The organism is Glutamicibacter sp. HZAU (assembly GCF_004100365.1).
Classification (GTDB): domain Bacteria; phylum Actinomycetota; class Actinomycetes; order Actinomycetales; family Micrococcaceae; genus Glutamicibacter; species Glutamicibacter nicotianae.
Map to the genome: position 1 here is coordinate 1 of NZ_SCKZ01000018.1, position 6,423 is coordinate 6,423.

A 6,423-nucleotide genomic window follows, 5' to 3' on the forward strand; every position below is an offset into this window, starting at 1 on the left:
CGCCGCCAGCGTTCATCCTGAGCCAGGATCAAACTCTCCATAAAAAAATAAAAAGCCACCAGCAACCCCTTGGAAAATAAGGGCGAAGCCGATGAAGTCCTGGCGAATAATAAAACACTCAAGAACACTGCACGGGGGTGCAATGCCTCAAGCAAATGTTATGTATTCACCAAATAAAAATATTCGGTATCAACAAACTTGGCACACTATTGAGTTCTCAAACAACAAACACTCTCGACACCACACCAGCCACCCTTGATGGCCACTGCTTCGCTCCGGAGCAACTTTTCCAACTTACCAGAGTTCCTGATCCGATCAAAATCGGTGGAAAACCTTGAGTGGAAAGTGGTTGGCTGCCGGGTAAACATTTGGTAGATTCCGTGTTGTTTCCGTTCCGGCAACAGATAAAAACTATACACAGGTTCTCAGGGCTCCGCAAATCGATAGGACGCTTTTTGCAGTGATCGTCGTTACACTATGAGGGCATGTTCCACGGCGGCATATTGGCACGCCCCAAGAGTCTTTCGCATTGGTTCGAGAATCTAAGGGCCCTCGCCTCGATGTCTGCTGTATCTCCATACGAATAGCGAACATTCCCAGGATGGCAGAATCGTCAATGCCCAGGATCCGAAGACCATGCTAAGCAAAGCATCGAAACGGATGCCAGCAATGCAGCCTGCGAAGGCCTGGTCCATGCGGGATGAACGTAGGACCCCGTGATTCCAAGAACCTTGACCAGACACCCAAAGTGCCGCCACGGTAAATCCCCTAGCTGCAATCGCTATGCAGAAGAATTCGATGGGCTGTATTCGTTTGTAGCCAAAAGTAATGTCATCAAAAGTTAGGCGTCGAACGGCGCTTGGACGCCACGGTGGCCGTTGGCCTAGCCACAGGTGATCTGGAGTGGACTAGTCCCGCAGGCCGTAAAACGGGAGTTCATGATTCGCAACGAGGCAAGACGGACACCGTGTCGTTCTACACCCAAGAAGGCGCCGGCCTACCTTCGATGCCGTTTCAGTGTTGCGCGCAATCTGAGTCAGTCCGTATTTCACTGGTACATCCATTGAGCCAACGACTCAGGCGATCACGACAGGTTTCGGTAGGACCTATGAAGAGATCGTTAAAACGCAGTGGTGGCTCTACGGCTCTACGGCTCTACGGCTCTACGGCTCTACGGCTCTACGGCTCTACGGCTCTACGGCTCTACGGCTCTACGGCTCTACGGCCAGTGTCCCGTCATCCACATTAGAACTGCAAACCAGGCCGGCCTTGTCGAAGGGATGCCTAGTTTGGGGAAGCTCCAGTTAAAGCCGAATTCGAATCCGTCCATAGTTTCCGCGCATAAAAAAATCGCGGAACATAAGTTCCGCGATTTTTTGCTTTGGTGACCCCAACGGGATTCGAACCCGTGTTGCTGCCGTGAGAGGGCAGAGTACTAGGCCGCTATACGATGGGGCCGTATGCTGAAGAAAATCTTCAGCTCACCAAATTTCTTTGGTGAAGCGCTGGGATACCAGGACTCGAACCTAGAATGACGGAACCAGAAACCGTTGTGTTGCCAATTACACCATATCCCAATGTGACTTGGTATTCGTTTGCTTCAGCAGCCAAAGCTGATCCGCATTGAATGCCTTAGCACGAGATATAACTATACCTAAAAAAATCTCAGATCGCACATCCTGAGGCGATATCCTCGAGTGATCTGCAGCTCGTTTGCTGGAACGCTTGTTATGGAACTGCCATTCGCTACAGGACAGCCTTCAAACTGCCCCCTAAAACCCAGAAGGCTATTTAGGTTTTACCGGGTGTTGCTGGGGCGGCTTAACGCAAAAAAAGGGGGAACCGTAGTTCCCCCTTTTGCTGCAAGTCGGGATAACAGGATTTGAACCTGCGACCTCGTCGTCCCGAACGACGCGCGCTACCAAGCTGCGCCATATCCCGTGGTTACAACCCTTTCACTATACACCCGTGCAGAACTATTTTCAGAGTCCGCCATGCCTGCGCGTTTCGCCTCGCCAGTTCATTGGCTGCCCCTCGTAGGTTCTTACTTTAAATGGCTTTCCCGGGATTCAAGATATTCAACGGATCCAGAAGACGTTTGATCTGCTGTTGGAGTTCGACCACTTCACTTGATTGCTCCCATTGCAACCAATCCTTTTTAATCAATCCGACACCGTGTTCACCGGTAATCGTGCCGCCTAGTTCCAAAGCAATGCGCACTGAGGCTTCAACCGCACGGTCTAGCCTGGCTAAGGGGTCCACACCGTCTTCTGGTTCTACAGAGAATGTCGGGTGCAGATTGCCATCGCCCACATGCGAAATCATCCGCATGTCGACGTTCTCTTCGCGTGCCACTTGTTGAACGCGGTGCACGTATTCAACCATTCTGCTTTTCGGAATGGCGACATCTTCGCCAGTCCGGTAAGCATCATCTTTGGTATCACCGCGGCTGGTTCGGCGCATTTCGATCAGCTTCGTAGCTCTGGGATCCGCTGAATTGCTTAGCTGTGCATTGCGTTCTTCGAAGACTTCACGGAGAGCAGATTCTTCACGCTCGGCGCCATAGCCATCTAGTCGAGCCAGCAACATGGCACCGCCGAGGCCTGCGTAATTCGTTGAGTACTGTTCATCGAGAATGAGCAACGTCGAGTGATCGATCAGTTCCAGAATGGCAGGTTGGATTCTAGCTTTGGCAATCAATTGAACGCCTTCGACTGCCTCCTCCAAGCTGGGGAACAATAGCGTTATGTCCCTTTCATCCACTGGAAGATAGCGCAATCGAACAACTGCGCGAACGACGACGCCCAATGTGCCCTCGGACCCTGTGAATAGGGCAGCGAGATCATAGCCAGCGACGCCCTTGAACGTATTCTTGCCAACTCGGATTAGCCGGCCGTCAGCCAATACGACGTCTAGTGAGAGGACAGATTCACGAGTGACACCATATTTCGCGCAACGCAAACCACCAGCGTTGGTAGCGATATTGCCGCCGATCGTCGACATCTTGTAGCTCGCAGGATCCGGGGCATACATGAGACCGAATTCTGCTACGGCTTCGTTCAGCTCATGATTGATGACGCCAGGTTCAACAACAGCGACTTCATCTTCCGGGCGGATTTCTAGAATTCTATTCATTCTGCTCAGGTTCAACACGATGGCATCGCCTAGCACGTGAACGCCCCCGGAAACACCAGTGCCGGCACCGCGGCTAATCACCGGCACCTTGTATTCAGTGGCCAAGCGTAGAACATGTTGGACATCCGCTACGGAACTGGCGAAAACCACGGCTAGCGGTTCAACGGGATTCCCCGACAATTGCCCGAAGTCTCTGGAGTTTTCTCGAAGCACCACACGCGATGTTTGGAGGGCTCCGTCCGGTAATGCTGCGCTTAAGGCATCTAGGAATTCAGCGTGGGTAGTTGCCATCGTCATCTCCACGAGTCGGTGTATGCAGGTATTTACCTGAGACTAAGGCTTACGGCAGGCAAAGGTGAACTAGATGACTTGCCTATGCAATAGCTGCCCGGTGCACGGCGCTGTTTGTGCCCTCATTACGGGTCACCTTGCAGCAGGCCTAGGTCACGGCCCCAGCATTCTTTGAGGCTATCGCCGTTCAGCTGCTGAGGTCTCTTCCATCTTCGTTGCTTGGGTTTCACCTGGACTAGCCTTTACTCTTACGAACAGCCGATAGAAGATGCCCAGGATTGCAACCCAAATTAGACCAGTAATGAGCGCACTGCGCGTTTCCGGAATAATGCCAATAAGGACGATCACAAAGATCATGAAGGCCAACGCCAAGTAGCTGCCCACGGGCCACAACGGAACTGGGAATGCTGATGGTTCAAGAGCATCTCTGTCTATCCGATGCTTCATCCGGATATGCGAGATCAAGATCATCGACCAAACGACAACGGTCGCGAACGTAGCCAATGCAGCGATCAGGAAGAAGATCTGGTCTTCGAACCATATGTTCAGCACGACACCGATAAGCAGCGCACCGATCATCGATAAAGATGTCACCCATGGGACACCGTTAGCCGTGGTCTTCGTGAACACCTGGGGTGCCTGGCCTTGCTTGGCCATGCCGTGAATCATGCGTCCTGCGCCGAAGATGTCCGCGTTGATTGCTGAAAGTGCCGCTGTGATGACGATGAAATTCAGAACGTTCGCTGCAGACGAGAAACCGATGCTGGAGAAGATCGAGACGAATGGACTCTCATTGCCATCGATCGTGTTCCATGGCTGAATGCACATGATGACACCGAGCGTCAGTACGTAGAACAATAGGATGCGCACTGGGACAGAGTTGATCGCCTGCGGTATGACCTTTCGGGGGTTTTGTGCTTCGCCGGCAGTAATGCCGATTACCTCGGTGCCACCGAAGGCAAACATGACGATCGTCAGCGAGGCGAGAACTCCCCAAATGCCGTGCGGCATGAAACCCTCGTTAGCGAAGAGATTGGATAGACCAGCAGCGCCTTCGCTTTGATTTCCCAGACCGAAGACGATTACGAGAACTCCACCGGCGATCATTGCAACGATGGCGACGACCTTGACCAGCGAGAACCAGAACTCCAGTTCCCCGAAGACTTTGACCGAAAGCAGGTTCACGGCAGCGATGAAGAAAACAACCGCCAGGATCCAGATCCATCGTTCAACGTTAGGGAACCAGAAGCCCATATACACGCCAAAAGCTGTCACATCTGCCAGAGCCACCACAAACATTTCAAAGGTGTAAGTCCACCCTGTGGCGAAGCCAGCGAAGCGGCCGACAAATTCAGTGGCATAGTTGCCGAATGAGCCGGAGGTCGGATTGCGGACGGCCATTTCTCCCAACGCACGCATCACCATGAACACCACTGCGCCACCGAGTATGTAGGCCAGCAGCACGGCTGGACCAGCCATTTGAATGGCGCTTGCAGAACCATAGAATAAGCCAGTGCCGATGGCAGACCCTAGGGCGATAAATCTGATATGCCGTGTACTCAAGCCGCGTTTCAAGTTTTGGCTTGTCTGGCTAGTTCGCATATTGCTCCTCCGAGATTCCTAGATGCTCAGTGGGCTCCTACTCACCTTTGCTGGTGCGCTTCAACCCCCGCCACCTATGTAATCGCAGTCACAAGCATGTCGGATCGGCGAAATGGTCAAGAGAGTCCGGTACCTCAGACTAGTGATAATTTGAAGCTGAGATACCGGACTGCAATTCTTTCAAGGGCTTTATTGAATCGTCATGATAAGCCTCTTGGAGCTTCGCCCACTAGAGCTGGCATGGAAATGTTCATCTGGTCTGGCTCCGTGCGCATTACCGCCGCAGTCTCCTGAACTAGCCAACCGACAAAGTGGTGCGCTCCGGAAAACTGACTGCAGGAACACGCATCTGTGGACCACAGGCGATCTATTGGAGGCCGAGGCTTCTGATGTGCGCCTATGTCAGTGCTTTCGTAAAAGAGGTGAGAGGCTTCGCAATTGCGGATTCGATGCCCAGTCGTCGGAAAAGCCGAACTAAGTGATTGCTCGTGGACTTGAGAACAGGTCAAAACAGCCAATGACGCTGGCGCTCAGTCGAGAGTCACGCGACTCAACGTGGCTGCCACTTTTGCTTGGAAGTCACGTCCTGCACTGCTCGACTTGCCTCGATCTAACAGTGTTATTTCGCCGGGCGATCGAACCCGGCGAAGAACTGGACGGAGCTAATCGATGGCGTCAAGCAGGATAACGAAGTTGAGAGTAGGGGAGCATTTTTAGCTTGGTGCGGGCAGTTTTCAATTGGCTATGACACCATCTGGCATGCCTGGCAACCACCCGTCAGTGGAAACAATTGAAACTAGAAAACAATCCTCTGCTCCATACCCGGTTGCACTCGAACATCGGCTATCGGACTAAGTTGAAGTTCAATCCTTTAAGGTTGCCAGTCATCACAGCTGGCACCGCAACCCAAAGCCAACCTGATCCGTTGCGGGCGGCCAGCGGCCAGCGGCCAAACCCCCTTTAAACACGAACAGGCCAGGCAATAGCACCTGGCCGCACTCCTGCGGGTTAAAACAGGTGAGGCTCCAACCATCACTGGTTAGAGCCTCAAACCCATTATCTAGGTTAAGTCCGGCGGTGACCTACTCTCCCACACCCTCACGAGTGCAGTACCATCGGCGCAATGGGCCTTAGCTTCCGGGTTCGGTATGGGACCGGGCGTTTCCCCCACGCTATGACCGCCGTAACAATCACGAAGCACACAAACCCTACGGTTTGGTGTTGCCTTCGGTGGCATGCAGCAAAGCACGCGCAAAGCCAAGTATTCTCGGTTTGAGGTTGTTGTCTCGTAACCGCATAGTGAACGCGAACAGCATTGAAATCATCAGTTCAATCATTGTTTTATTGTGTGTTGTAAGCCATCGGCCTATTAGTACAGGTCAGCTGCACAAGTCT

3 protein-coding genes, 3 tRNA genes and 1 rRNA gene are annotated in these 6,423 nt (G+C 52.6%); all 7 read right to left on the reverse strand.

Annotation, left to right across the window (positions count from 1 at the left end; translation table 11 throughout):
- Positions 1-1,382: 1,382 nt before the first annotated feature.
- The 7 genes from EKH49_RS16205 to EKH49_RS17085 all read right to left on the reverse strand — a co-directional run bounded on the left by EKH49_RS16205 (position 1,383) and on the right by EKH49_RS17085 (position 6,365).
- Positions 1,383-1,458 (reverse strand) — tRNA-Glu (locus EKH49_RS16205).
- 47 nt (positions 1,459-1,505) lie between these two features.
- Positions 1,506-1,577: transfer RNA gene (locus EKH49_RS16210), tRNA-Gln, on the reverse strand.
- 290 nt (positions 1,578-1,867) lie between these two features.
- A tRNA-Pro gene (locus EKH49_RS16215) sits at positions 1,868-1,941 on the reverse strand.
- A gap of 108 nt (positions 1,942-2,049) precedes the next feature.
- Positions 2,050-3,426 (reverse strand): FAD-binding oxidoreductase, encoded by a 1,377-nt coding sequence (locus EKH49_RS16220; RefSeq protein WP_128471664.1) that lies wholly within the window; start codon positions 3,424-3,426, stop codon positions 2,050-2,052.
- Positions 3,427-3,603: 177 nt separating this feature from the next.
- A complete protein-coding gene (locus EKH49_RS16225; RefSeq protein WP_128471665.1) occupies positions 3,604-5,028 on the reverse strand; it encodes an amino acid permease in 1,425 nt (474 codons plus the stop codon).
- Positions 5,029-6,097: 1,069 nt separating this feature from the next.
- Positions 6,098-6,214, reverse strand: a 5S ribosomal RNA gene (gene rrf / locus EKH49_RS16230).
- A gap of 22 nt (positions 6,215-6,236) precedes the next feature.
- Complete coding sequence (locus EKH49_RS17085) at positions 6,237-6,365, reverse strand: hypothetical protein (RefSeq protein ID WP_269088451.1); 129 nt, start codon at positions 6,363-6,365, stop codon at positions 6,237-6,239.
- Positions 6,366-6,423: the final 58 nt, after the last annotated feature.

Excerpts from the sequence above, each read along its gene's own strand:
- EKH49_RS17085 (WP_269088451.1), bottom strand. The coding sequence starts at position 6,365 with ATGATTGAACTGATGATTTCAATGCTGTTCGCGTTCACTATGCGGTTA.
- EKH49_RS16225 (WP_128471665.1), bottom strand. The coding sequence starts at position 5,028 with ATGCGAACTAGCCAGACAAGCCAAAACTTGAAACGCGGCTTGAGTACA.
- EKH49_RS16220 (WP_128471664.1), bottom strand. The coding sequence starts at position 3,426 with ATGGCAACTACCCACGCTGAATTCCTAGATGCCTTAAGCGCAGCATTA.